This window comes from Peribacillus suis, from assembly GCF_059384845.1.
Window position 1 is genome coordinate 1,014,989 of sequence record NZ_CM182019.1, and the last position, 23,851, is coordinate 1,038,839.

Here is a 23,851-nt window from a genome sequence, read left to right on the forward strand (position 1 = left end):
CATGATCCTTCAACTGGTTTTGTCACTTCGTTTGCTCAGGTTTTTATCGAAAAAGGTCGAATTTCTGACAAATACTTAGGTTGGCTATACTTCTATATTAGAAAAAGCTATAGTTTAAGGAGATTCAATTTGAAATTCAACTACCATCTGATATTCTATGTAAGTGATACATAAAAAAAGGAACGTTGAGTGTGTGAAAGGTGGATATTAATGAGTATGGATATTAAGAATGATACATTTTTAAAAGCTGCTAGAGGAGAGAAAACGGATCATGTGCCAGTTTGGTATATGCGTCAGGCAGGTCGTTCACAGCCGGAATACCGTAAATTGAAGGAAAAGTATTCTCTTTTTGAAATTACACATCAGCCGGAATTATGCGCTTTTGTAACAAGATTGCCTGTTGAACAATATGATGTGGACGCAGCGATTTTATATAAAGATATTATGACACCGCTACCAGCATTGGGCGTGGATGTTGAAATCAAGTCAGGAATTGGTCCAGTCATTTCCAATCCGATACGATCATTGAAAGATGTTGAAAAATTAGGGGAATTGACTCCGGAAGAAGATATTCCTTATGTACTGGATACGATTAAATTATTGACGAACGAACAATTGACTGTCCCATTGATAGGGTTTTCTGGTGCACCGTTTACGATCGCTTCCTATATGATTGAGGGTGGTCCATCGAAAAACTATAATAAGACGAAAGCATTCATGTATTCCGAGCCAAAAGCATGGTTTGCGTTAATGGACAAGTTAGCGGAAATGATCATTGTCTATGTGAAGGCACAGATTAAAGCTGGCGTTAAAGCCGTGCAAATCTTCGACTCATGGGTAGGTGCTTTAAATGTCGAGGATTATAGGGTGTTCATCAAACCTATCATGAATCGTATATTCACTTCGTTACGTGAGGAAAGTGTACCGCTAATCATGTTCGGTGTCGGGGCAAGCCACTTGGCATTGGAATGGAATGACCTTCCTATCGATGTAGTAGGACTGGATTGGAGATTACCTATTTCACAAGCAAGGGAAATGGGCATTCAGAAAACGGTTCAGGGGAACCTGGATCCTGCCATTTTATTATCATCATGGGATATCATAGAGGAACGTGCTAAAGAAATCCTTTATCAAGGTATGCAACAGGATGGCTATATCTTCAATTTGGGACATGGAGTATTTCCTGATGTGAACCCGGAAACATTGAAGAAGTTGACCGCTTTTATACATGAATATTCATCAAGCATGAAAAAAGGCTGAGCGAATCATTTGAAACGTAATGGCTGAAAGATGCAAAATAGATTGATCGAAATTTTCTAAAGAGGTGTAATTTCATGACAACGAAAAAAATGGGCCTTTTAGTCATGGCTTATGGAACTCCGTACACAGAAGAAGATATTGAAAGATACTATACGCATATCCGTCACGGAAGAAGACCGAGTGATGAATTAATGGATGATCTTAAAGGGAGATATAAAGCAATTGGAGGTTTATCCCCCCTTGCAAAGATTACAGCAGGACAAGCTGAAGCGCTTGAAAAACAATTGAACTCCATCCAGGACGACATTGAATTCAAGGCTTATTTAGGCCTTAAGCATATCGAACCATTCGTCGAGGATGCGGTTAAACAAATGCATGATGACGGCATCACGGAGGCGGTCAGTATCGTATTGGCTCCCCATTTTTCAACTTTCAGTGTGAAGTCCTACAATGGACGGGCGCAGGATGAAGCGGCCAAATATGGCATAAACATTCAATCCGTTGAAAGCTGGTACGATGAGCCGAAATTCATCCAGTATTGGGTGGATCAATTAAAAGGCGTAATCGGGAAAATGACGTCAGAAGAACGTGATAATTATGCGTTGATCGTTTCGGCACACAGTCTTCCGGAAAAGATTTTACAATTGGGCGACCCATATCCGAAGCAGCTTGAAGAAACGGCAAAATTGATTGCCGAGGGCGCAAGTGTCTCCAATTATGCGGTAGGTTGGCAAAGTGCTGGACAGACGCCAGAACCTTGGCTTGGCCCTGACGTTCAAGATCTTACAAGAGACCTTTATCATGAAAAAGGATTTAAGGCTTTCATTTACATTCCTGTAGGATTTGTAGCGGAGCATCTTGAAGTCCTATACGATAATGATTATGAGTGTAAAGTGGTTACTGAGGAAATCGGGGCTGGATATTACCGTCCTGATATGCCAAATGTAAAACCGGCATTTATCGATGCCTTGGCTACCATTGTTTTAAATAAGCTGGATGAGAAATAATTATTTTTAAAAAGAGGGCGATGAATGGTGGATCAGCCTATAAAAACGATTGCCATAATCGGCGGAGGGATAACCGGACTTGCTTCAGCTTATTATCTTCAAAAAAGGTTGAAGCAGGAAGGTCTTCCTCATGAAGTGCTTTTAATAGAAGCTGACCCTCGCTTGGGCGGGAAAATAAAGACCACCGTAAAGGATGGCTTTATCATCGAAAGAGGACCAGAATCATTTCCAGCCCAGAATTCACATGTAGTCCGCCTGGCGAGAGAAGTAGGTATGGAGGAACAGCTTGTAAGCATGAAGGATGGCAGTCTTTCCGTGTTAGTACGGGAAACGCTCTATCCTTTACCAAAGGGTACTTTAATAGGAATTCCGATGCAACTTGCTCCCTTTTTAAGGACCCAATCCATCAGTCTTTTCGGAAAGTTGAGAGCTGTGGCGGATTTAATCCTGCCTCGTTCTAAAGAAAAGAAAGATCAGTCATTTGGCGGTTTCATCAGAAGACGACTGGGTGATGAGGTATTTGAGAACCTAACAGAACCGGTCTTATCGAACATTGTTGCGGGGGATCTGGACGGAATCAGCCTAATTTCCACGTTTCCTGATTTCTACGAAACCCAGCAGAAACATCGTAGTCTCATCATGGGCTTGAAGAAAAATACCGCTTCCAAGGAATATTCCACGACAAGAAGAGACCAGCAAACCTTTAAGGCAGGGATGGAGTCGTTCATTCAGGCGATAGAAGGAAAACTTGCCCCTGAAACTTTCCTTAAAGGCGTAAGGGTAAGGGAAATTGACAAAGTGAACGATGAATATGTCATTCAATTGAATAATAATTCTACGGTTCATGCCGCCTCAGTCATTGTGGCAACGCCCCATCAGGCTAGCTATAACATGTTTGCGAATTACCCCTACTTTGATATGCTAAGGGAAATGTCAGCCATCAGTGTGGCTACAATCTCTTTGGCATTCGATGAAGACGCATTTAATGTGGAATTAATGGGTAGCGGTTTTGTGGTGTCACGAAACAGTGATTATACAGTTACTTGCTGTTCATACACTCATAAGAAGTGGCCACATATGGCACCGGCCGGAAAAATTCTACTTCGCTGTTACATCGGACGCTCCGGTGATGAAACGGTGGTGGACTTATCAGATGAAGAAATCATAAGGATTGTATTGGATGATCTGAACAAAACGATGTCGATCACCAGGGAGCCTGACTTTGCATTGATCAGCCGATGGAAAAAGACCATGCCCCAGTATACGGTCGGTCATAAAGAAAAGGTTGAACAGTTAAAGGAAAGCATCAGAACTGAACTACCCGGTGTCTTTCTTGCCGGCAGTTCTTATGATGGTTTCAGTTTGCCAGACTGCATCGGTCAATCCGAGAAAGTGGTGAAGGAGGTCTTTGACTTCATTCAACAAGTCGATGCCACTCCCATAAAAACAGTGTCTGTCCATTGATGGGTAGTCACTGTTTTATTGATAAACGGGAAGGCCAGTGAATCATATATTGGTAAATCGATTGAATTACAAGAGATGTTTTGGTAAGATATAATAGAACTTATTGACCGTTTCTTTATTTTGGTCAGATTTGGGGTGAGGAATGTCTGTTGATCGTAAAAAATTGATTTTAGAAGCTGCTACTAAATCCTTTTCTCTCTTTGGATACAAGGCAACGACGATGGATCAAGTAGCTAAAATTGCCAATGTAGGTAAAGGTACGATCTATACCTTTTATAAGAATAAAGAAGAGCTGTTCAAAGAAATTGTCCAACGGATGATAGAGGAAATGAAGTATGAAGCTGAACAATCCTTCGATCAAGAATTACCCTTCTTCGAGAATCTGCATAGAGCTGTGTATCGTATTCTGGAATTCAGGCAGGAACATCAATTATCCTTGAAACTTCTTCAGGAAGAAAGGGAAATTGGGACGCCGGCTGTTCAGGATATGGTGAATGAAATGGAAGAGGCCATAGTGTCGTATATTAAAGAAAAACTAATAGCGGCGATTAAAAAGGGTTACATTCAGGACTGTGACCCGGAGATAACCGCTTTCCTCATGTTAAAAATGTATCTTGCCCTCATTTTTGATTGGGAACGGTATCATGAACCATTAGGGAAAGAAGAAATTGCCGAGTTATTCAAAGTATATTTATTCAAAGGGTTATCAGTTACTTGATAATTCTTTTTTTGGCTTTTGACCTTCATACCTGTGTTCATATGTTGTAAAAGAACAGATAAAAAGACGATTCCAAAAAAGGAATCGTCTTTTTATCTGGGGATAGGTCAGTTGGTGTAACCCTATATGGATCATCCTACTGGATGGTAAAACACTTAAACTCTCATTCTCCAGTAAGGCAATGATCACATTGGTTTCCGTAACATTCGTGCTGTTCTTCAATTTTCTTTCCACAATCCACACACTGCTTTGGAGGTAAGTTTCTAAAGAACTCTACGCTACTTTGAATCATGAACATCATCTCCTGAATTTTTTTATTAATCTGATTTCTATAGATTTATTGTATTATAACAGAGTGATAATGTCAACTAATGTTTTATAACATATATGAAAAAGATGAAATGAGGGGGAGAATAGTTTATATTTATGGGGAAGTCATGAGAGAATAAAGGAGTGCCAAAGATGAAAATCACCGTAATTGGCTGCTGGGGCGGCTACCCAGCTAAAAATGAGGCAAGTTCCGGCTATTTGCTTGAATATGAAGATTTTCGCATTCTACTCGATTGTGGAAGCGGTGTTTTATCGCAGCTACAAAATCACATGAAACCTGAAGAACTTGATGCGGTCGTGCTATCACATTATCACCCAGATCATGTAGCGGATATTGGTGTCTTACAGCATGCGGCACTAATACAGCAAATCTTGGGCAGTGAGAAAAGGACCATTCCTATATATGGCCATGATTTGGATACTACGGAATTCGAAAAGTTAACATATAAGGATATTACAAATGGAGTGGCCTATTCCACTGATGAACCTTTAACGATTGGACCGTGCACTTTTACTTTTATGAAGACGAAACATCCTGTGCCATGCTTTGCCATGAGAATCGAAGCTGAAGGTCATGCCCTTGTTTATACGGGGGATAGTGCCTATATGGATGAATTGGCTGAATTTGCGAAGGACGCCAATGTTTTATTGTGTGAAAGTAATTTTTACAGCAACATGGACGGCACGAAGGCTGGTCATATGACGGCAAGGGAAGCGGGAATGCTCGCCGATAAGGCCGACGCCCAACTTTTGTTGTTGACCCACCTCCCACATTATGGAGACCTCAACCAACTCAAAAAAGAGGCTTCCGAGGTTTTTAAACGGGAAATTGCTATAGCCAAAAGCAATCTTGAATTTCAATTATAAAAATATTTGAACGAACAAATGGATGAAGAACGCCGACAAGGGGGAGCTACGTTGCTTTTTATTGATAATAAAGGTATTACAGATCCACAGATTAATTTAGCTATTGAAGAATATGCGCTCAAACACTTGAATATTGATGAAACTTTTCTTTTATTCTACATAAACCGTCCGTCCATCATTATCGGGAGGAACCAAAATACGATAGAGGAAATCAATTCGGATTATGTTGAAGAAAACGGGATTACCGTTGTCCGCCGACTTTCAGGGGGAGGGGCTGTTTATCATGATTTGGGGAATCTTAATTTCAGCTTCATCACGAAAGATGATGGGGACAGCTTTCATAATTTCAAAAAATTCACTGAGCCGGTCGTTCAGACGCTCGAAAAATTGGGAATACATGCTGAACTAAGCGGACGTAATGATATCCTCGCCGAAGGAAAGAAAATTTCCGGTAATGCGATGTTTTCAACGAAAGGCAGGATGTTCAGTCACGGTACCTTGCTGTTTAATTCGGAAATGGACCACATCGTTTCGGCCTTGAAGGTGAAGAAAGATAAAATTGAGTCAAAGGGCATTAAATCGATTAGGAGCCGGGTTGGAAATATTGCCGACTTTCTTAAAGAACCGATGTCAGTGGAAGAATTCCGTTCTTTCCTTTTGAAGAATATTTTTGAAGATAGTGAAGTCATTCCGGAGTACGTTCTAACAGAGGACGACTGGAAAAGAATACACGAGATCTCAAAAGAAAGATATCAAAACTGGGAATGGAACTACGGGAAGTCCCCTAAATTCAATGTGCAGAATTCTCATAGATTCCCCGTTGGATCGGTGGATATCCGTCTAGAAGTGAGCAAGGGAATCATTAGGAACTGCAAAATTTATGGTGACTTTTTCGGAGTGGGGGAAGTTACGGATATCGAGCAAAAACTGATCGGCGTCCGGTATGAAAAGGAATCGATTAATCGTATTTTAGATGAAATTGATGTCCACCATTATTTTGGCAATGTAACAAAAGAAGAAATTTTAGCACTCATCTTTTAATGATTACAAAAGCTGTCCTCGTAAATGGGGACGGCTTTTGTGTCTATTTATGACAATAATTGCTTAAAAATGGATAAAATTGTTGATGTTGGTTCTTTCTTTTACTATAATAAAAATGTATTTAGTTTGCGTTAAAAATGAATGACTGCTCATTCATGCTATGTACACAGGGGGAGGGAGAACGATGAATTTATCTGAACAGCTTCATCAAACAGCTTTAATAAAGGCTGATAAGCCAGCTTATTACTTTATGGATCAATCCACTTCATATAGAGAACTGGATGCGGCCGTATCAAAGTTTGCAGACGAACTACATAAGCTTGGTGTCTCAAAAGGTGATAATATTGCCTTGCTTCTCGGCAATTCTCCACATTTCATTATTTCGATGTATGGCGCACTACGAACAGGGGCCACTGTCATACCTGTTAATCCAATCTATTCGCCAGATGAAATCGGGTATATATTGAATAACGGTGATGTCAAGGTAGTGGTGGCTTTAGACAAGCTTTCACCATTATTGGAGAAGTTGAATCCGATTCTTTCAAGTGTTGAGAATTACGTCATTTGTGAAACGCAACCAGATAATGGGGAGATGAGTAAACTTAGCATTTACCCTAAAATGAAATCGTTTACACAGATGATAGCATCAGGGGATGTCCAGTTCAAAGGACCCGATTTAGATCCGGAAGACACAGCCATTATTCTATACACATCGGGTACTACTGGAAAACCAAAAGGAGCCATGCTTTCCCATAAGAATATCTACTCGAATGCACACGATACGGGTGAGTACTTAAACATTACGGAAGATGACCGTGTAGTGACAACGTTGCCCATGTTTCATGTATTCAGCCTGACTGTCGTCGTGAATGCCCCATTACTAAGCGGGGGCACACTGTTGATCGTTCCACAATTCAGTCCGAAGGAAATTTTCAGGCTAATCAAAAAATATGAGGCGACGGTCTTTGCTGGTGTTCCTACCATGTATAATTTCCTGCTTCAATATCCTGATGGTACGGCTGAAGAACTTGAATCATTACGTTTTTGCATTTCGGGAGGCTCGGCTTTGCCTGTATCCCTTCTTGAATCCTTCGAGAAAAAATTCAATGTGAATATCTCAGAAGGGTATGGTTTATCCGAAGCTTCTCCCGTAACCTGCTTCAACCCCTTGGATCGCCCAAGGAAAGCAGGCTCGATTGGAACCAATATAGTCAATGTCGAAAATAAAGTCGTGAATGAATTAGGAGAAGAAGTAGGGGTCAATGAAGTTGGCGAGTTAATTGTCAGAGGGCCGAACGTAATGAAGGGGTATTATAAAATGCCAGAGGAATCGGCTGCCGTTTTAAAAGATGGCTGGCTTTATACCGGAGACTTAGCCCGTATGGATGAAGAAGGGTACTTTTTCATTGTGGACCGTAAAAAGGAACTCATTATTGTCGGTGGATATAATGTTTACCCGCGTGAAGTAGAAGAGGTTCTGTATGCCCATCCCGAAGTCGTGGAAGCGGCAGCGATAGGTGTTCCAGATCCGAATCAGGGCGAAGTCGTCCAATGCTTTGTAGTGAAGAAAAATGACGCGTTGACCGAGGAAGAATTACTTGCTTATTGTTTAGAGCATTTAGCCAAGTATAAAGTTCCGGCCAAAATCGAGTTTATAGACGAGCTCCCGAAAAATACGACAGGCAAGATTTTGCGTCGTAGCTTAAAAGCCCATGTAACCCAAGTATGAATGATACCTAATTAGATAGGAGACAATGGCCTTATGTGCTATTGTCTTCTTTTTTGTACAGCCGATTTGACTAGTAAAAGCATAAATTATATGAAATGAGCCTTTATCTTGCTTATTTTTTTCAAAAGAGATATTATGGTTATTAAAAATTTCCCTAGATGAAAGGAGAAGAGGAAGAATGAGAGATGTAAAACTTTTAGATATTTTCACCCACCCCATTGCTCAAAAATACCTGAACCGTTCAGGAATGGCCCATGCGATAGCCGTATCCTATCATGCATTTCATATGGCAAAAGAATACAATGTGGATCCTGATATCGCCGCAAAGGCCGGACTTCTGCATGATATGGGCCACTTCACATGGTACAGCAATGGAAAATGGGACTATGACCTGTATAAACAGAACGACATCCATCCAATCAAAGGGGCTGAGAGAGCCCATAAGTTGTTAATCCGGCTTGGAGAAAACCCGATTAAAGCCAAGACCATTTCCCTCGCGATCCTATTTCACACCGATTCATTTTTACCTTCAAATGATATAACTCGAACGCCACTTCAGCAGGTCGTCAAATGGGCCGATGAGAAAGATGAAGAAGAAGGCGGAAAACACCATTACCGAAAAATTGATTTCCTGCGTGCAAAAGAAAGCATCATTCAATTAGACACACTAATTGATGAAGAGGAAAGGAAAAAGCTATCATCCTAAGTATCGACGGATGATAGCTTTTTCTATTACAGAAAGTAAGTTTATGATGAATTCAAGTGTTCGGAGTCATCGGCATTTTCATCTTTCTTTTGAGTGGGATGATCTTATTCGACTTCCTTCATAATGGCTTGATATACCTCATCTTTATCAAAATCATATTCCCCCATGCCGAAAACTTCAACAACACGATTATCAGCATCTAGTAAATAAGTGGCCGTACTATGAACGAATTCCCCGGTCCCCGAATCCCGAAATAGAAAATCGAATTGATCCGTGAGTTTTTTCGTATCCTCGGGTGTACCCCGTAAGAACTCCCACCCTTCCGTTTTGTTCATTTCAAACGCTTGGGCATATGATTGCATTTTATCTATGGTATCCATTTCCGGATTAAACGTAACGGTCAAAAACTCCACTTCCTTCCCAAAAATATCCTGATTCACAAGTTCATCCCGAATTTTTTGCATTTGATCGGTGGTGTTTGGGCATAAATCTGGACAATCAAGGTATATGAATTCTAATAGGCGAACTTTGGGCTTTAAATTGGAGAAGCTGTATGTACCCCCGTCATGGGTATTCATTGTAATTTCTTCGGGAAACGCCATTTTTGCCTGGCGGTACTCTGTAAAATAGTAGATGCCCGATCCAATTCCAATGACCAATAATGTAGTGAAAATAATATAAATCTTTTTCATCGTATCTTCCACCTCGAGTCTGATATTCTATCTTCACTATACAGGATGAAATTCCTATAGAAGGAATAAAATTGGGTGTAATCATGAACATTTATGGACAATTATTTATCAAAGGGATTGGAAATACGGTTCTAACCTGTCCATTTTGGATTAAACTATAAAAAAGGCACGATTGTTTTAAAGGAGGGGCTTCATGGTAAGGAAATGGGCTGGAAGAGCAATTCTTATATATATCCTTTTTGTAGCCGTTATGTTTTGGTATATATTCTATGGTGCAGATACGGCAATCCCTCAGGCATTGCGCGGTACGGCGGCCGATCCTGCAGAATTTCTAAGCGCCAGGGAGCTTCAACTTAGTGAGGAGTATTCCGGGCTGCGAAACTTCATCTTTTTTGTTGCGACTCCCTATGAATGGCTAATGTATTTTTTCATGCTTTTATTTGGACTTTCAAGGGGTTTTGAAAAATCGGCTACCACGATTTCTAAACGAAAAGGAATTCAAACGACCATATATCTATTTTGGCTCTCATTGATTTCCTATGTAGCGTTGTTTCCAATCAGCTTCATGGGCTATCAGATGAGTAGACGGTATCATATAAGCACTCAGAGTTTTTCTTCATGGATGAAAGACGATATCATCGATTTTTGGGTAAATTTCGGTACGATGTTCATCATCGTTTCCGTGCTATATTGGCTGATGAAAAAAAGTGCAAAGAAATGGTGGCTTTATGCCTGGTTACTATCCATTCCCTTTACCTTATTTCTCATGTTTGTCCAACCGGTATTAATCGACCCTTTGTATAATGATTTTTATCCACTGAAAAATAAAGAGTTGGAAACTGAAATCTTAGCGCTTGCAAAGCGAGCAGATATTCCCGCAGAACATGTATACGAAGTGAATATGGCAGAAAAAACAAATGCTCTCAACGCCTATGTAACGGGAATAGGTTCGAACTCCAGGATCGTTCTTTGGGATACCACATTAAACAGGCTGGACGAAGATGAAATCTTGTTCATTATGGCACATGAAATGGCTCATTATGTGGAGAAGCATATTTATATCGGGATAGCAGGATATATCGGCATGACATTGGTGGGGCTATGGCTGACAGCAAAAATCATGAACTACGTCATAAGGCGATGGGGCCATTTACTTAAGGTACGATCCGTTGATCGAATCGCTTCATTGCCTCTTTTTCTCTTGATTATCTCTGTACTGCTGTTTGTTTCCAGCCCGCTATCGAACTATGTATCCCGTTACCAGGAAACGAGAGCGGACCGGTATGCGATTGAAATGACAGAAGACCATGAGGCTGCCATCACTTCATTCCAGGAACTTACGAGGTCAGGGCTTAGCCAGGTGAACCCTCCGCTCCTGGTAAAATGGCTTCGTTATTCACATCCCACGATGCTTGAAAGAATATCTACGATAGAAAATGAGGAAACAACGGGTGATTGAAAGCTAGCTTAACAGGCTGGCTTTTTTTCTTGCCTAACTTCAGGAAAAAGGAAAATTTTGAGTTTATTTTCAGAAAAAACTATCATTTTATAAATTTACCGTTCTCTACTATAATAAATGAAAATTCCCAGTGCGTTTTTAAGGAGACCAGCTATGTATAATATAATTTTAATCACGTTAGGATCAGTGCTTGTTGCCTTAGCCTATAATTTATTCTTGATTCCCCATTTAATTTTGAGCAGCGGACTCAGTGGAATTGCGATCATGTTAGGAATCATCACCCCAATCAATACAGGGGTATTGAATTTTATATTGAACCTTCCGCTACTCATTGTGGGCTATTTAAAGTTGGGGAGACGTTTTATTACTTATACGATATTATCAGTTGTCGTGATATCGGTGAGTTTGTATGTTATACCGATTCATGGCGTTTCGACTGAGCCAATATTATCTTCTTTGTTCGGGGGAGTCATTTCGGGCGTTGGCATCGGCATTATCTTTCGTGCTTCAGGGTCATCGGGAGGATTTGATATCATTGCCATGCTCCTGGCTAAGAAGAGGGACTTCCCGCTTGGGACATTGCTATCAGGGATGAATGCGGTTGTGGTGATTGCTTCTGGATTCAAGTTTGGATGGGATGCGGCATTATACACATTGATTTCGATTTACGCGGCAGGCAAAGTGATCGATACGATCCATTCCAATCATATTAAATTGACGTTAATGATCGTCACAAAAAAAGGTGATGAGATGAAGGATCGGCTACTTACTAATTTATACCGTGGCATTACGGTCATGGACGGGCAAGGTGCCTATTCGGGTGAGCAGAGCAAAGTGATGATGACGGTCATTACACGCTATCAGTTAACCGATGTGAAGGCGATGATCAAAGAAGTGGATCCGGATGCCTTCGTTAATATCACGGAAACGACTGAAGTCATGGGAATGTTTCATAAAGAATGATAAACGGATAAAAGCCCCCCATATAAGGGAGGCTTTTTTGACTTTATATTTCACATGGCTGCTTAATTTCCAAATTGTTTCAATAGAGTATTCATTTCATTACTCAGTTTTAGGAATAGAGGTTTGTCTTTAGTATCTAGAGCAAGATCGATTTCTTTTGCCAGGATATTTTTTTTAGTAGTGAGAATGGATTCCATTATAATCATATCGATTAACATTTCCTGAACGGCAGCATCATTTTTAACTTCACTCATGGATAAAGACTTCACTGACTCTGAATATGATTTATCATTTTTCAAAGTAACCACCCCTGACCCTTTTTATTAGTATATGGATTTAGAGATGTAAAATCAACAGAAAATTTAAAATAATTAGAAAAATATAAATGTGTCGTTAAAATGACGAGGTAACACGGCTACTAAAAGAATTCTTAATTTTTTGTGAACTTAAATGTTACCTGTATTATTTATGCTATTATAGTGGAGAATTTAACAAGTTTTCGGATAAATCTTTCATGTGGAAGTCATCATCCTTTTTTGCAAAGTTGATATTCCATAAAAATAAATGAGGTAGAGGTGGATGTAATTTGAATGAAAGCACTCAGGGATTAATCGAGGAATATGAAATCACCCCGTATACACTTATGGTCATGCCCATTAATTATGGAAGTAAAATTTACTCCCGGATCATTGAATTGGAAGATGAGTTCATTTCCCCATTCAAGCCTTTGGATATAATCAAGAAAAGCTGTGAGTACTTTGGCTCCAGCTATGGAGGAAGGAAAGATGGTACAAAACAACTCATAAATATCACCCATAAGGCACCGATAGCAATCGATCCAACCAGTTCCATTTTCTTCTTTCCGACTACATCTCCCTTGCGCCCCCAATGCACCTGGTTAGCACATGAACATGTAGTCTCCTTTGTCCGACTCAATTCCAAGCAGACCACCGTCACATTCAGGAACAGGAAAACATTCGACATAGATGTATCAAGCAGTTCATTTGAAAATCAGCTGCACCGGACCTCCTTTTTGAAATCCAAGTTGATTCAAAGGATTGAGGAAACGAAAAGGAAATCCTTTTACTTATTTACCGAAACGGATGGTCTTAAAGCTTCGGAAATGACATCGAAATATCCATTGCTAAAATAATCAGTGTGTTCAGGAAAAGGCGTTGTTTCTCTAGTGGAGGCAATGTCTTTATTTAGGTTATTTTCAAAGGGGAGGAGGACCTCCTTCGATTCATGATAAAGAATAGGGGGTGAAAAAATATTTACTAAAGGGGGAATCTTTGGTAATATTTAGCCTTAGAATAAGGATGGAGTGTTACAGCAATGTATAACAGAATGTACGGAAAAGTCGAATCGCTAGAAAGTTTAGTAAATATGGTACCTATAATTAAAGCTGCTGTGCCTTCTGATTTGTCGATTGCCATATGTGATTTAGAGAAATTCATTGCTTATTTTCCAGGTGAAAGTATAAATATGCATATCCAAAAAGGGCAGCCGTTAAATCCAGAAGAACCCCTCGCCGTGGCATTGAGTGAGGATAAACCATTAAGGGCTGATGTACCAGCTGATTTTTATGGGTTCGAGTTTACTGGAACGGCCGTGCCCCTACATGATAAAAATAATCAAGTCATCGGTGGCATAGCTATCCAGTTACGCAGGCAAAGTGAACTAAGAACGATTGCGGATCAAATTTCTGTATCGCTGAGCCAGGCCAATGAGCGGATTACGGATATTGCAAAGGGATCCTATACCTTAGCGGATGTTTCCAACCAACTTCTTACATCTTCCGAAAAAGCCGAAGAGGACGTTAAAAATACGGATGAGATCTTGTCAATGATTAAAAGGGTGGCGACCCAAACCAATTTATTGGGATTAAATGCCGCCATAGAGGCCGCACGAGCTGGTGAAAAAGGCAAAGGGTTTGAAGTGGTGGCTAAGGAAATCAGGAAGTTTTCTAAAGAAACTGTCGCATCCACGGAATTGATTCGTGAAAAACTTGTGCAAATCCAAGAAGTGACCAAACTGATGGGGACCTCGATTAATCGAATAGCTTCCGTGGGTCAAGAGCAGGCTGCTTCCATTCAGGAAATTTCAACTTTTGTAGAAGAAATCAAAAAGATGTCTGATGAGCTCAATCAATTTACCGATAAGTTATAAGAGGAAGTCAACAGCTTTTGTTGGCTTTTTATTTGTTCACCGAAAAAAGCAGGGGTGTTAAATTTTTTCAGGTTTATACACCCTTTCAAAAAAGTAATAACACAGAATCTCTTCCGTTTTATTACGAAGGCGGGGATTGAAATAGTTATGATGCTCTTCATACCCTTTATATAAAAAGCAATACATCGTGAATGATTCGTCGCCGTTTAATTTGCTTACCTTGATATTCCCCTTGCGCAAATAGCGACGAACCTCGACGAGATCCTCCTGGACTGACTTTAGAGCACGCTCAATAAGTTTTGAATAGGGCCTTTTTAATTTAAACGGACTTGATTCGATGACCTTGAGATCCCGGTTTAAGATTGTAATCACCATGGGAAGGTAGATGGCTTTTTCAATCATATTTCGGTCAGCCTCTGGAATACGGGTCATCATGACCGCCCCTTTCTAATTAACGTTCTCTTATTTTATGTATGTCGGATAATTTATAGAACGTACGTTCTGTTTAATATCCTAACTTAAGTGGATTTGATATGCAAGCGCTTTTGTCAATCACGTGAAATTTTCGTTAATAAGATTATGATTTCCTGAGTTAGGGAAAGTATGATGATAGATGGGTAATTATTCTTGCAATTTAAGAAGAAAGTGTTATATCTAAATTAGAACGGTTTTATTATGTGATGCTGCTTGAATAGAAAGCAAGCCAAGGGAGATAGTCATGAATTTGGATACTATATTTGAGTGGATTACTCTTGAACATATATCAGGGCTTATTCAGCAATATCGTTCATTCGGCCCGATTCCAGGAATTTTGTTGCCGATGTTAGAAGCGTTTTTGCCTTTTTTACCTTTATTTGTATTTGTCGTGGCCAATGCTACAGCTTTTGGCCTATGGTGGGGTTTTTTATTTTCTTGGATTGGGGCGGTAGGTGGAGCGTTTCTGGTCTTTTTTGTTTTTAGACGATATGGACAGATGAGATTCTTCCGTTTTCTTCAGAAACATAAACAGGTGCAAAGATTGATGAACTGGGTGGAAAGCCATGGTTTCAGTCCATTGTTTCTCTTGCTTTGTTTCCCCTTCACGCCATCTGCCCTCGTTAATATCGTTGCAGGGCTCTCGAAGGTTAGCACGTTACAATATGCGCTGGCGGTAATCGGCGGAAAGGCAGTGATGATCTTTACGATCAGTTTCGTCGGATACGATATTGTATCATTGATTCAAAAACCATTACGTACCGTGATTGTCGGAATCATCATTTTCATCCTTTGGGTTGTCGGAAAAAGATTGGAAGTAAGGCTAAATAAAAGCATGAAAAAAGAAGAAGGGAAATAACTTAGAATATACAAGTAGTAGGGGTTGGGGAATCTGAGAAAATCAAAAAATCATTCTGTATCCGACTGGATAAAATCAGGCGTGCTAGCCTTTATCATTTACATCTTGATCCGTACCTTTTTCTTTTCAAGCTATGCCGTAGAAGGGGAGTCCATGCAACCTACACTGGGTGAAGGTGATAAACTCATTGTAAATAAAGTGAAATACCAAATCAGCGATATCAATCGATTTGATATTATAGTTTTCCATGCGCATGTCGGGGAGAATTATGTAAAACGGGTAATAGGTGTTCAAGGAGACGATATTCGTTATGAGGATGATTGGCTATACATAAATGGTAAGAAAGTGACTGAGCCTTACCTTGATCATTTAAAGGTAGGATACCCGGGCCAGGATTTTACGGGTGATTTTACATTGAAAGAATTGACGGGCAAATCCATAGTTCCTGATGGCAAGCTTTTCGTTATGGGTGATAATCGACTCGAAAGTGAAGATAGCCGGCACCTAGGTTATATTTCAATGGATAAGGTAGTAGGCAAAGTCGATGTAAGATATTGGCCAATACAAGATTTCAATGTGGATTTTATAGGTGAATGACTGTGGGAGCCCTCGATAGGAAGGGCTTTTTTTTTGAACGGAATACGAACGTATGGTTGGTGTTCGTCGTTAGAAAGCGGTAAACTATAGGGAAAAGAGACATAATTGGAAGAAGAATCGTGTCAAAAAATAGACAGTATTTCTGGTATGATAGGTCTAGAGATATTGAAATAAAAAGGGGGGGAACAGATGTCACTCCGGTTTTTAATTGGAAGGTCTGGCACAGGTAAAACATCGAAGGTATTGGATGAAATCCGCAACGGGCTAATGGAGAATCCTGAAGGGAATCCGATCATCTATCTGGTTCCTGATCAGATGACATTTTTATCAGAATATAAATTAATTAAGACGCCGGGACTCGAAGGAATGATTCGGACGCAAGTATTCAGTTTTAGCCGGCTTGCATGGCGAGTTCTCCAGGAGACAGGTGGCATGAGCCGAATCCATTTGGACAGTGTCGGCGTTAATATGTTGATACGGAAAATCATGGAGGATAAAAAAGATGAATTGAAAATGTTCCGCCGATCAGCGGACAAGCAAGGATTCGTCTCCCAGATGGAGCAGATGCTTGCCGAATTCAAGCAGTACTGCATCCAGCCGGGTGATATTCGGAGGTATTTGGACGAAAAGTCACCGGGTGGTGGTGGAGTACAAGATAAATTATCTGATCTTGAGCTCATTTATCAGTCATTTGAGGATGAAATGATCGGAAAATATTTAGATTCAGAGGATTATTTCACTTTACTGATAGAAAAAATGGCAGAGTCTTCGTATATAAAAAATGCAGATATCTATATAGATGGTTTTTACAGTCTGACGCCACAGGAATTAATGATCGTGGAGGAAATGATGAAGCTATGTAAGAGTGTGACCATCGCATTGACGCTCGACCAGCCTTATAGGCAATTTGCGCCGGATGATCTGCATTTGTTCAGGCAAACGGGAAATCTCTATAACCAACTTTATCAAGCGGGACAAAGAACGGGGGTCTTTATCGAAGAGGACCACATTCTGAACAGCACGGCGAAGTTCAATCGAAATCCTGGGCTGAAACACCTTGAAACATATTTTGCGCTTCGTCCCGCACAAAAGTACGATCAGCCATCTGGTGTAACGATTGCTCAGGCCGTTAACCGAAGAGCGGAGATTGAAGGGGTGGCTCGGAACATCCTGACGCTTGTCAGACAAGGTCAGTGCCGTTTTCGCGATATTGCGATTCTAATGCGAAATGGGGATGCGTACGAAGATATCCTCCAGACGGTCTTCCGTGATTATCAAATTCCGCTTTTCGTCGATTCCAAACGGACGATGCTCAATCACCCATTGATTGAGCTGATCCGGTCAACACTTGAGATCATCAATGGGTTCTGGCGTTATGAACCGGTCTTTCGTGCCATTAAGACCGAACTTCTATTTCCCCTGCAACAAAGTCATGACAGAATGCGCGAACAAGTGGACAAACTTGAGAACTACGTGCTTGCCAGGGGAATCAAAGGGGCTGGATGGACCACAAAAGATCGTTGGACCTACCGTCGCTTCCGTGGATTGGAGCTTGAGGACCGTCCCCAGACGAGTAAGGAAATGCAACTGGAGCAAGAGCTCAATGATTTGAAACACCTATTTACAGAGCCCATCATTAAGCTATCAAAACGGGTGAAGAAGTCGGCGAATGGAAGAGAATTGTGCGAGGCCCTTTATTTGTATTTGGAAGAATTGCATGTACCGGAAAAATTGGAAAAGATGAAGCTTGAAGCAGAAGAGGATGGCGATCTGGTGTCAGCCAGGGAACATGAACAATCGTGGAATGCAGTTGTTGATTTGCTTGACCAATTCGTGGAACTGTTAAGTGAAGAGGAAATCTCGATGAAACAGTTTGCAATCATTATAGAAGCAGGTCTGGAATCATTGGAATTTTCCTTAGTGCCACAGGCAATCGATCAAGTCCTTGTCGCTAATCTGGACCTGTCCCGATTGGATGACGTGAAGACGGCTTTCGTCATTGGCCTGAATGAAGGGGTCTTACCAGGAAAAGCCGTTTCTGATGGAGTGTTTTCCGATAGTGACCGCGACATGCTTTTGGCGAGCGGGCTTGATGTTGCTCCAAGTTCAAAAGTTCGTCTTTTGGATGAGGAATTCACGGCCTATAAAGCCTTCACTACACCTTCGGAATCCCTTTATTTATCTTATCCACTCGCTGATGAAGAGGGAAAATCCCTTCTCCCGTCCTCTTATTTAAAACGAGTGAGGGATGTATTGCCTCATGTGAACGAGGCTTTTTATATGAACGATCCATCTGATCTGCCTGCCGGGGAACAGGTGAAATATGCAGCGAACTCAGAAGTGGCCCTGTCTTATCTGGCTGCGCAATTACAGTTGAAAAAACGGAACTACCCAATCCATCCGCTTTGGTGGGATGTCTATAATTCCATCATGGAGGACGAGACGGTTGGACCGACAGCCACTAAGGTGCTATCGAGTCTTTTTTACCAAAATAAAACCATGAAACTATCAGAGGAAACGAGTAAGCAATTATATGGCGAAACTATTCTGACTAGTGTATCGAGAATGGAAATGTTCAATAGCTGCCCGTTTTCCCATTATGCCGCACATGGCTTGAAACTAAGGGAACGACAGGTTTTCCGTTTGGACGCACCGGATATCGGTGAGATGTTCCATGGGGCGTTAAAAATGATTTCGGATTATTTAAATGAGCATGATATCCCGTGGTCTTCTTTGACCAAGGAGCAATGTTTGGAGTTGGCTAGGAAAGCGGTGGAACAGCTTGCACCAAAGCTCCAGAATCAAATCCTGCTAAGTACGAACCGCCATCATTACTTGCGCAGAAAGCTGGAGCATGTGATTGGCCGGGCTTCGATTGTCTTGAGTGAACATGCCAAGGTTAGTGGGTTTGCCCCAATCGGTTTGGAACTGGGCTTCGGAAAAAATGGAGAACTGCCCCCACTTTCGTTCACTTTGAAAAATGGGACGAAAATGGAATTGATTGGTCGGATAGACCGTGTTGATAAGGCCGATGAGGATGAGGGTGGCGTCTATTTGCGTATCCTTGATTATAAATCGAGTGAAAAGGAATTGAACATGAGTGAAGTCTACTATGGGCTTGCCCTGCAAATGCTGACCTATCTCGATATCGTCGTTTCACAATCCCAATCGCTTATCGGTAAAGAGGCGATTCCAGCCGGCGTCCTTTATTTCCATGTTCATAATCCGGTCGTGAAATCAAAAGGCATGCTTAGCTTGGATAAAATCGATGAAGAAATTTATAAGAGTTTTAAAATGAACGGCCTAGTATTAGATCAAACCAACGTAATCAAGATGATGGACACGTCCCTTGATATAGATACTTCCAGTAAATCGGATGTCATACCTGCCGGATTTAAAAAAGACGGTTCTCTTTTAGCAGCCTCTAAAGTGGCCAGCCGTGAAGACTTCTCCTTGCTTAACCAGCATGTTCGAAAGGTCTATCAAGAGTCAGGTGACCGAATGGTCGACGGGGATGTTGGCATAACCCCATATAAAATGAAAGAAAAAACGCCATGTACTTTCTGTTCATTCAAATCCGTCTGCCAATTCGATCAGTCGCTCGAAGAGAATCAATTTAGGAATTTGCCACAGAAAAAGCAAAATGATGTTCTCGATTTATTAAGGGGGGAGGGTGAAAGATGAGTAAAACGATGATTCCCGCCATTCCTGAAGGCGTGACATGGACAGAAGAACAATGGAAAGCAATTTGGGCGAAAGACCAGGATATTTTGGTGGCCGCCGCTGCAGGCTCCGGGAAAACAGCGGTGCTTGTCAACCGGATTATCCAAAAGGTCATATTGGAAGATAATCCAATCGATGTGGATGAGCTATTGGTGGTGACCTTCACGAATGCATCGGCCGCCGAAATGCGCCATCGAGTTAGTGAAGCATTAGAAAAGGAAATCAATGAAAATCCCCATTCACAGCATTTGCGTAAGCAGTTAAGCCTGATTAACCGTGCGTCCATTTCCACGCTTCATTCTTTCTGTTTAGAAGTGATCAGGAAATATTACTATTTGACGGATATTGATCCTGGATTCAGGATTGCCGATTCCACGGAAGCGCAGCTTCTGCGCGATGAAGTGATGGAAGAACTTTTCGAGGAGCAATATGGCCAAGGTGACAATGAAGCATTCTTTAAATTGGTCGATGCCTTTACAAGCGATCGAAACGATGATGCACTGCAAAATATTGTCCGGTCATTGTATGATTTCTCCCGTTCGAATCCAGATCCCGATCAATGGCTAAATCATGCAGCCCAGATGTATGATCTGGCGGAAGGGGCAGGGATAGATGATCTTCCATTTATCGAGTCCCTACAATTCGATATTGGTTTGCAGTTGGATACGGCAAAGGATTTGTTGGAGCGATCTCTAGAATTGACAAAGGTTCCGGGTGGTCCTGCTCCAAGGGCAGAAAACTATTTAGCCGATCTTGATTTGGTCGCGAAACTGGCCCGCGTGAAAGATTCTTCCTGGAATGCTCTTTATGAAGAAATTCAAAACGTGAAGTTTGGAACGGCAAAGCGTTGTACGGGAGAAGATTTTAATAAGGAAATTGTGGATGAAGCCACGAAGCAACGTGATAAAGCGAAGAAAATTATTAAATCTCTGCAAGAAGAGCTTTTTTCACGTAAGCCTGAAAGCTATCTACGTGATATCCGGGAATTGAAGGGGTATGTCGATACACTCATCATGCTCGTAAAACAGTTTGAACAAAGGTTCTTTGCTGCAAAGTCCGAAAAGAACTTGGTCGATTTTGCCGATTTGGAGCATTATTGCCTTGATATTTTGACGGGTGAAACCATAGATGGGGAACGCACGCCGTCAGAGGCCGCCATTGAATATCGGAATCAATTCAAAGAGGTGCTTGTCGATGAGTATCAAGATACGAATCTAGTTCAGGAATCCATTTTAAGATTGGTGACGGCAGATGGTGAATATAGTGGAAATCTGTTCATGGTGGGCGATGTTAAACAATCGATTTACCGTTTCAGGCTTGCTGAACCGAATTTGTTCCTTGGAAAGTATGCGCGCTTTACCCATGATGGCGCTGATTCGGGATTGCGAATTGATCTAAACCGTAATTTCCGGAGCCGGAGAGAAGTGCTTGATGGGACGAATTTCTTGTTTCAGCAACTAATGGGGCTGACTGTCGGTGAGATTGATTATGATGAGGATGCGCAATTGAAAAAAGGTGCGCCATATCCCGAAGATAAGGAATATCCCATTGAACTTCATTTAATTGATGGAGCAGCAGATACAAGTGAAGCCAGACAGGATAACGAGGATTCAGAGGTAGGTTTTGAAGCCGAGGAATTGGAAAAAGCGCAACTGGAAGCTAGGATGATGGCGAGGCTCATAAAGCAGGCCATAAACGAGAAACAGCAAATCTATGATACGAAAACCAAGCAATACCGTTCTGCAACATACCGTGATATGGTCATTCTTCTTCGTTCTATGCCATGGGCTCCGCAAATTATGGAGGAATTCAAGAAGCAAGGGATTCCTGTCTATGCCAACTTGTCCTCTGGATACTTTGAAGCTACCGAAGTTGCTATCATGATTTCTTTATTGAAAGTAATAGATAATCCGCAGCAGGATATCCCATTGGCATCCGTTCTCCGCTCTCCGATTGTAGGAATGGATGAGGAGGAAATGTCTCAAATTCGTTTATACCACACAGGTACGTATTATGAGGCGTTAGCCGATTTCTATAGGAAGGGTGACCCGGATGAGCATCCGGACCTATATCGTAAAGCTTCTACCTTTTATAAAAAGCTGGTGAAGTGGCGGAAACTGGCTAGACAGGAAGCCTTGTCGGATTTAATTTGGCTTTTGTACCGCGAAACCCAATTTTACGATTTTGCTGGTGGAATGCCGGGCGGTAAACAGCGCCAGGCCAATTTAAGGGCCTTGTATGATCGGGCCAGACAATATGAAGCGAGTTCATTCCGTGGGCTCTTCCGTTTCTTGCGTTTCATCGAAAGAATGCAGGAGCGTGGAGATGATTTAGGTGCGGCACGGGCTTTAGGTGAACAGGAAGATGTCGTCCGCCTGATGACGATCCATTCCTCAAAGGGATTGGAGTTTCCGATTGTATTCATTGCAGGCCTTTCAAGACAATTCAATATGATGGATTTGCGGAAGCCGTATTTATTGGATAAGGATTATGGATTTGCGGCGAAGTATGTCAATTCCGAGTTACGGATAACGTACCCATCACTCCCACAGCTCGCTTTCAAGAAAAAGAAACAGTTAGAGTTAATTGCCGAAGAAATGCGTGTTCTCTATGTAGCGTTGACGAGGGCGAAGGAAAAGCTCCATCTGATTGCCAGCATAAGTGATGCCGAAAAAACACAGCAAAAATGGATAAGTCAAGCAACGCATGGAGAATGGCTCCTGAAAGACCATGCGCGGGCAGGAGCTAAAAGTTACCTCGACTGGATTGGTCCATCCCTTGTGCGTCATCGTGATTTTCAGGGCTTTACTGGGTTTGGTTTTGAAATGGAATCCCATCCGTCAAATTGGTCAATCTCTGTCATTCCAATGGAGGAATTGACTGTTCTGGATGAGGAAGAAGCTATTTTACAGGAGCAATTGCTGGAACATGTTCGGAAATCCGAAAAGGTGGACTTGGAATCTGAGTTTGTCGATGCTGTTAAGGACCAACTGAACTGGGAGTATGGGGAACATGAGGCGACTGTGCATCGATCCAAGCAATCCGTTTCAGAGTTGAAGCGTCAATATGAGCTGAGAGACGAGCAGAGTTCTACTGAGTTATTACGTAAATTCAAGAGCCCGATAACGAAACGCCCTGTCTTCATGCAAGAAAAATCTCTGACACCCGCTGAAAGGGGAACGATTACGCATCTAGTCATGCAGCATATCGATTTGACATCGGACATCACCATTCCCTCCATTGAGCGATTACTCGTTGACTTGATTCAGCGCGAGCTGTTGACTGAAGAACAGAGAGAAGCCGTGAATCCGGAAACGATTATCGATTTCTTTGAAAGTGATATTGGAAAGAGGCTGCGTAAGGCGCCGACAATTCGACGTGAAGTACCGTTCACGATGTCACTTCCAGCTAAAGAGGCTTATAGTGATTGGGAAAAGGGTGAAGAGGAAGTCTTGATCCAAGGTGTCATTGATTGTATTTTTGAAGATGAACAAGGCCTTGTTCTGCTGGATTATAAAACGGATGCGATAACTGGACGTTTTGCTAGTGGATATGAAGGTGCGAAAGACATTCTTGCCGACCGTTACCGTATGCAATTGGAACTTTACACAAGGGCAGTTGAAGGGATTTTGAATAAAAAAGTGACAAGCCATTATTTATTTTTCTTTGATGGCTCGCACTTATTGGAAATGTAAAAGAGAAAGGGGGGGTCTGCAGCTGAGGGACACCCCTTTTTTTGAATGGCTGTTTTCGTAGGTAGGTATTTAAATTTCATAAATGAAGGAGGAAGGGA

The 23,851-nt window shown here is 41.5% G+C and carries 20 protein-coding genes; 16 read left to right on the plus strand and 4 right to left on the minus strand.

What is annotated here, in order from left to right:
- The first annotated feature begins 216 nt into the window (after positions 1-216).
- The 4 genes from hemE (at position 217) to AC503W_RS05055 (ending at position 4,449) form a co-directional block, all read left to right on the plus strand.
- A complete protein-coding gene (hemE, locus tag AC503W_RS05040) occupies positions 217-1,260 on the plus strand; it encodes a uroporphyrinogen decarboxylase (RefSeq protein WP_494917273.1) in 1,044 nt (347 codons plus the stop codon).
- A 74-nt stretch (positions 1,261-1,334) separates the two neighbouring features.
- A complete protein-coding gene (hemH, locus tag AC503W_RS05045) occupies positions 1,335-2,267 on the plus strand; it encodes a ferrochelatase (protein WP_494916311.1) in 933 nt (310 codons plus the stop codon).
- Between the two features lie 24 nt (positions 2,268-2,291).
- The gene (gene hemY, locus AC503W_RS05050; protein WP_494916312.1) at positions 2,292-3,731 is read left to right on the plus strand and encodes a protoporphyrinogen oxidase; all 1,440 of its coding nucleotides are present in this window, start codon (positions 2,292-2,294) and stop codon (positions 3,729-3,731) included.
- Positions 3,732-3,873: 142 nt separating this feature from the next.
- Positions 3,874-4,449 carry a TetR/AcrR family transcriptional regulator gene (locus AC503W_RS05055; RefSeq protein WP_402955787.1) on the plus strand — a complete coding sequence of 192 codons (576 nt, stop codon included), beginning with the start codon at positions 3,874-3,876 and terminating at the stop codon, positions 4,447-4,449.
- Positions 4,450-4,612: 163 nt separating this feature from the next.
- Here the strand turns inward: AC503W_RS05055 and yhfH are convergent, their stop codons facing one another.
- Complete coding sequence (yhfH, locus tag AC503W_RS05060) at positions 4,613-4,741, minus strand: protein YhfH (RefSeq protein WP_402867726.1); 129 nt, start codon at positions 4,739-4,741, stop codon at positions 4,613-4,615.
- A gap of 170 nt (positions 4,742-4,911) precedes the next feature.
- Here yhfH and AC503W_RS05065 point away from each other — a divergent pair, with 170 nt between their 5' ends.
- From AC503W_RS05065 to AC503W_RS05080, 4 genes are all read left to right on the plus strand, one after another.
- A complete protein-coding gene (locus AC503W_RS05065; RefSeq protein WP_494916315.1) occupies positions 4,912-5,646 on the plus strand; it encodes an MBL fold metallo-hydrolase in 735 nt (244 codons plus the stop codon).
- Positions 5,647-5,697: 51 nt separating this feature from the next.
- Positions 5,698-6,687, plus strand: coding sequence for a lipoate--protein ligase (gene lplA, locus AC503W_RS05070; RefSeq protein ID WP_402868530.1), 990 nt, complete (start codon positions 5,698-5,700; stop codon positions 6,685-6,687).
- A gap of 184 nt (positions 6,688-6,871) precedes the next feature.
- Positions 6,872-8,416, plus strand: coding sequence for a fatty acid--CoA ligase family protein (locus AC503W_RS05075; protein ID WP_403123557.1), 1,545 nt, complete (start codon positions 6,872-6,874; stop codon positions 8,414-8,416).
- Between the two features lie 178 nt (positions 8,417-8,594).
- Positions 8,595-9,122, plus strand: a complete 528-nt coding sequence (locus AC503W_RS05080) for an HD domain-containing protein (protein ID WP_427592191.1) — start codon at positions 8,595-8,597, stop codon at positions 9,120-9,122.
- A gap of 104 nt (positions 9,123-9,226) precedes the next feature.
- Here the strand turns inward: AC503W_RS05080 and AC503W_RS05085 are convergent, their stop codons facing one another.
- Positions 9,227-9,814 carry an SCO family protein gene (locus tag AC503W_RS05085; protein ID WP_427687888.1) on the minus strand — a complete coding sequence of 196 codons (588 nt, stop codon included), beginning with the start codon at positions 9,812-9,814 and terminating at the stop codon, positions 9,227-9,229.
- 193 nt (positions 9,815-10,007) lie between these two features.
- On the opposite strand from AC503W_RS05085, the gene AC503W_RS05090 reads away from it, so the two are divergent.
- Both AC503W_RS05090 and AC503W_RS05095 read left to right on the plus strand, forming a co-directional pair.
- The gene (locus AC503W_RS05090) at positions 10,008-11,273 is read left to right on the plus strand and encodes a M48 family metallopeptidase (protein ID WP_494916317.1); all 1,266 of its coding nucleotides are present in this window, start codon (positions 10,008-10,010) and stop codon (positions 11,271-11,273) included.
- A gap of 153 nt (positions 11,274-11,426) precedes the next feature.
- Positions 11,427-12,236 carry a YitT family protein gene (locus tag AC503W_RS05095; protein WP_402867732.1) on the plus strand — a complete coding sequence of 270 codons (810 nt, stop codon included), beginning with the start codon at positions 11,427-11,429 and terminating at the stop codon, positions 12,234-12,236.
- Between the two features lie 62 nt (positions 12,237-12,298).
- Here the strand turns inward: AC503W_RS05095 and AC503W_RS05100 are convergent, their stop codons facing one another.
- Complete coding sequence (locus tag AC503W_RS05100) at positions 12,299-12,535, minus strand: IDEAL domain-containing protein (RefSeq protein WP_494916321.1); 237 nt, start codon at positions 12,533-12,535, stop codon at positions 12,299-12,301.
- Positions 12,536-12,822: 287 nt separating this feature from the next.
- Between AC503W_RS05100 and AC503W_RS05105 the strand changes: the two genes are divergently transcribed.
- Complete coding sequence (locus AC503W_RS05105; protein WP_402867734.1) at positions 12,823-13,389, plus strand: competence protein ComK; 567 nt, start codon at positions 12,823-12,825, stop codon at positions 13,387-13,389.
- Between the two features lie 182 nt (positions 13,390-13,571).
- Entirely contained in the window at positions 13,572-14,405 is an 834-nt protein-coding gene (locus AC503W_RS05110) for a methyl-accepting chemotaxis protein (protein ID WP_403123564.1), read from the plus strand.
- A gap of 57 nt (positions 14,406-14,462) precedes the next feature.
- Here AC503W_RS05110 and AC503W_RS05115 read toward each other — a convergent pair whose 3' ends face one another.
- The gene (locus AC503W_RS05115; RefSeq protein ID WP_402867736.1) at positions 14,463-14,837 is read right to left on the minus strand and encodes a YhjD family protein; all 375 of its coding nucleotides are present in this window, start codon (positions 14,835-14,837) and stop codon (positions 14,463-14,465) included.
- Between the two features lie 286 nt (positions 14,838-15,123).
- Between AC503W_RS05115 and AC503W_RS05120 the strand changes: the two genes are divergently transcribed.
- The 4 genes from AC503W_RS05120 to addA all read left to right on the plus strand — a co-directional run bounded on the left by AC503W_RS05120 (position 15,124) and on the right by addA (position 23,753).
- Positions 15,124-15,738 (plus strand): TVP38/TMEM64 family protein, encoded by a 615-nt coding sequence (locus AC503W_RS05120; RefSeq protein WP_402867737.1) that lies wholly within the window; start codon positions 15,124-15,126, stop codon positions 15,736-15,738.
- A gap of 33 nt (positions 15,739-15,771) precedes the next feature.
- Complete coding sequence (lepB, locus tag AC503W_RS05125) at positions 15,772-16,335, plus strand: signal peptidase I (protein WP_494917275.1); 564 nt, start codon at positions 15,772-15,774, stop codon at positions 16,333-16,335.
- A gap of 189 nt (positions 16,336-16,524) precedes the next feature.
- A complete protein-coding gene (gene addB / locus AC503W_RS05130; protein ID WP_494916327.1) occupies positions 16,525-20,019 on the plus strand; it encodes a helicase-exonuclease AddAB subunit AddB in 3,495 nt (1,164 codons plus the stop codon).
- On the plus strand, positions 20,016-23,753 hold the full coding sequence (gene addA / locus AC503W_RS05135; protein WP_494916331.1) for a helicase-exonuclease AddAB subunit AddA: 3,738 nt from the start codon (positions 20,016-20,018) through the stop codon (positions 23,751-23,753). The genes addB and addA overlap by 4 nt, the downstream gene beginning before the upstream one ends.
- Positions 23,754-23,851: the final 98 nt, after the last annotated feature.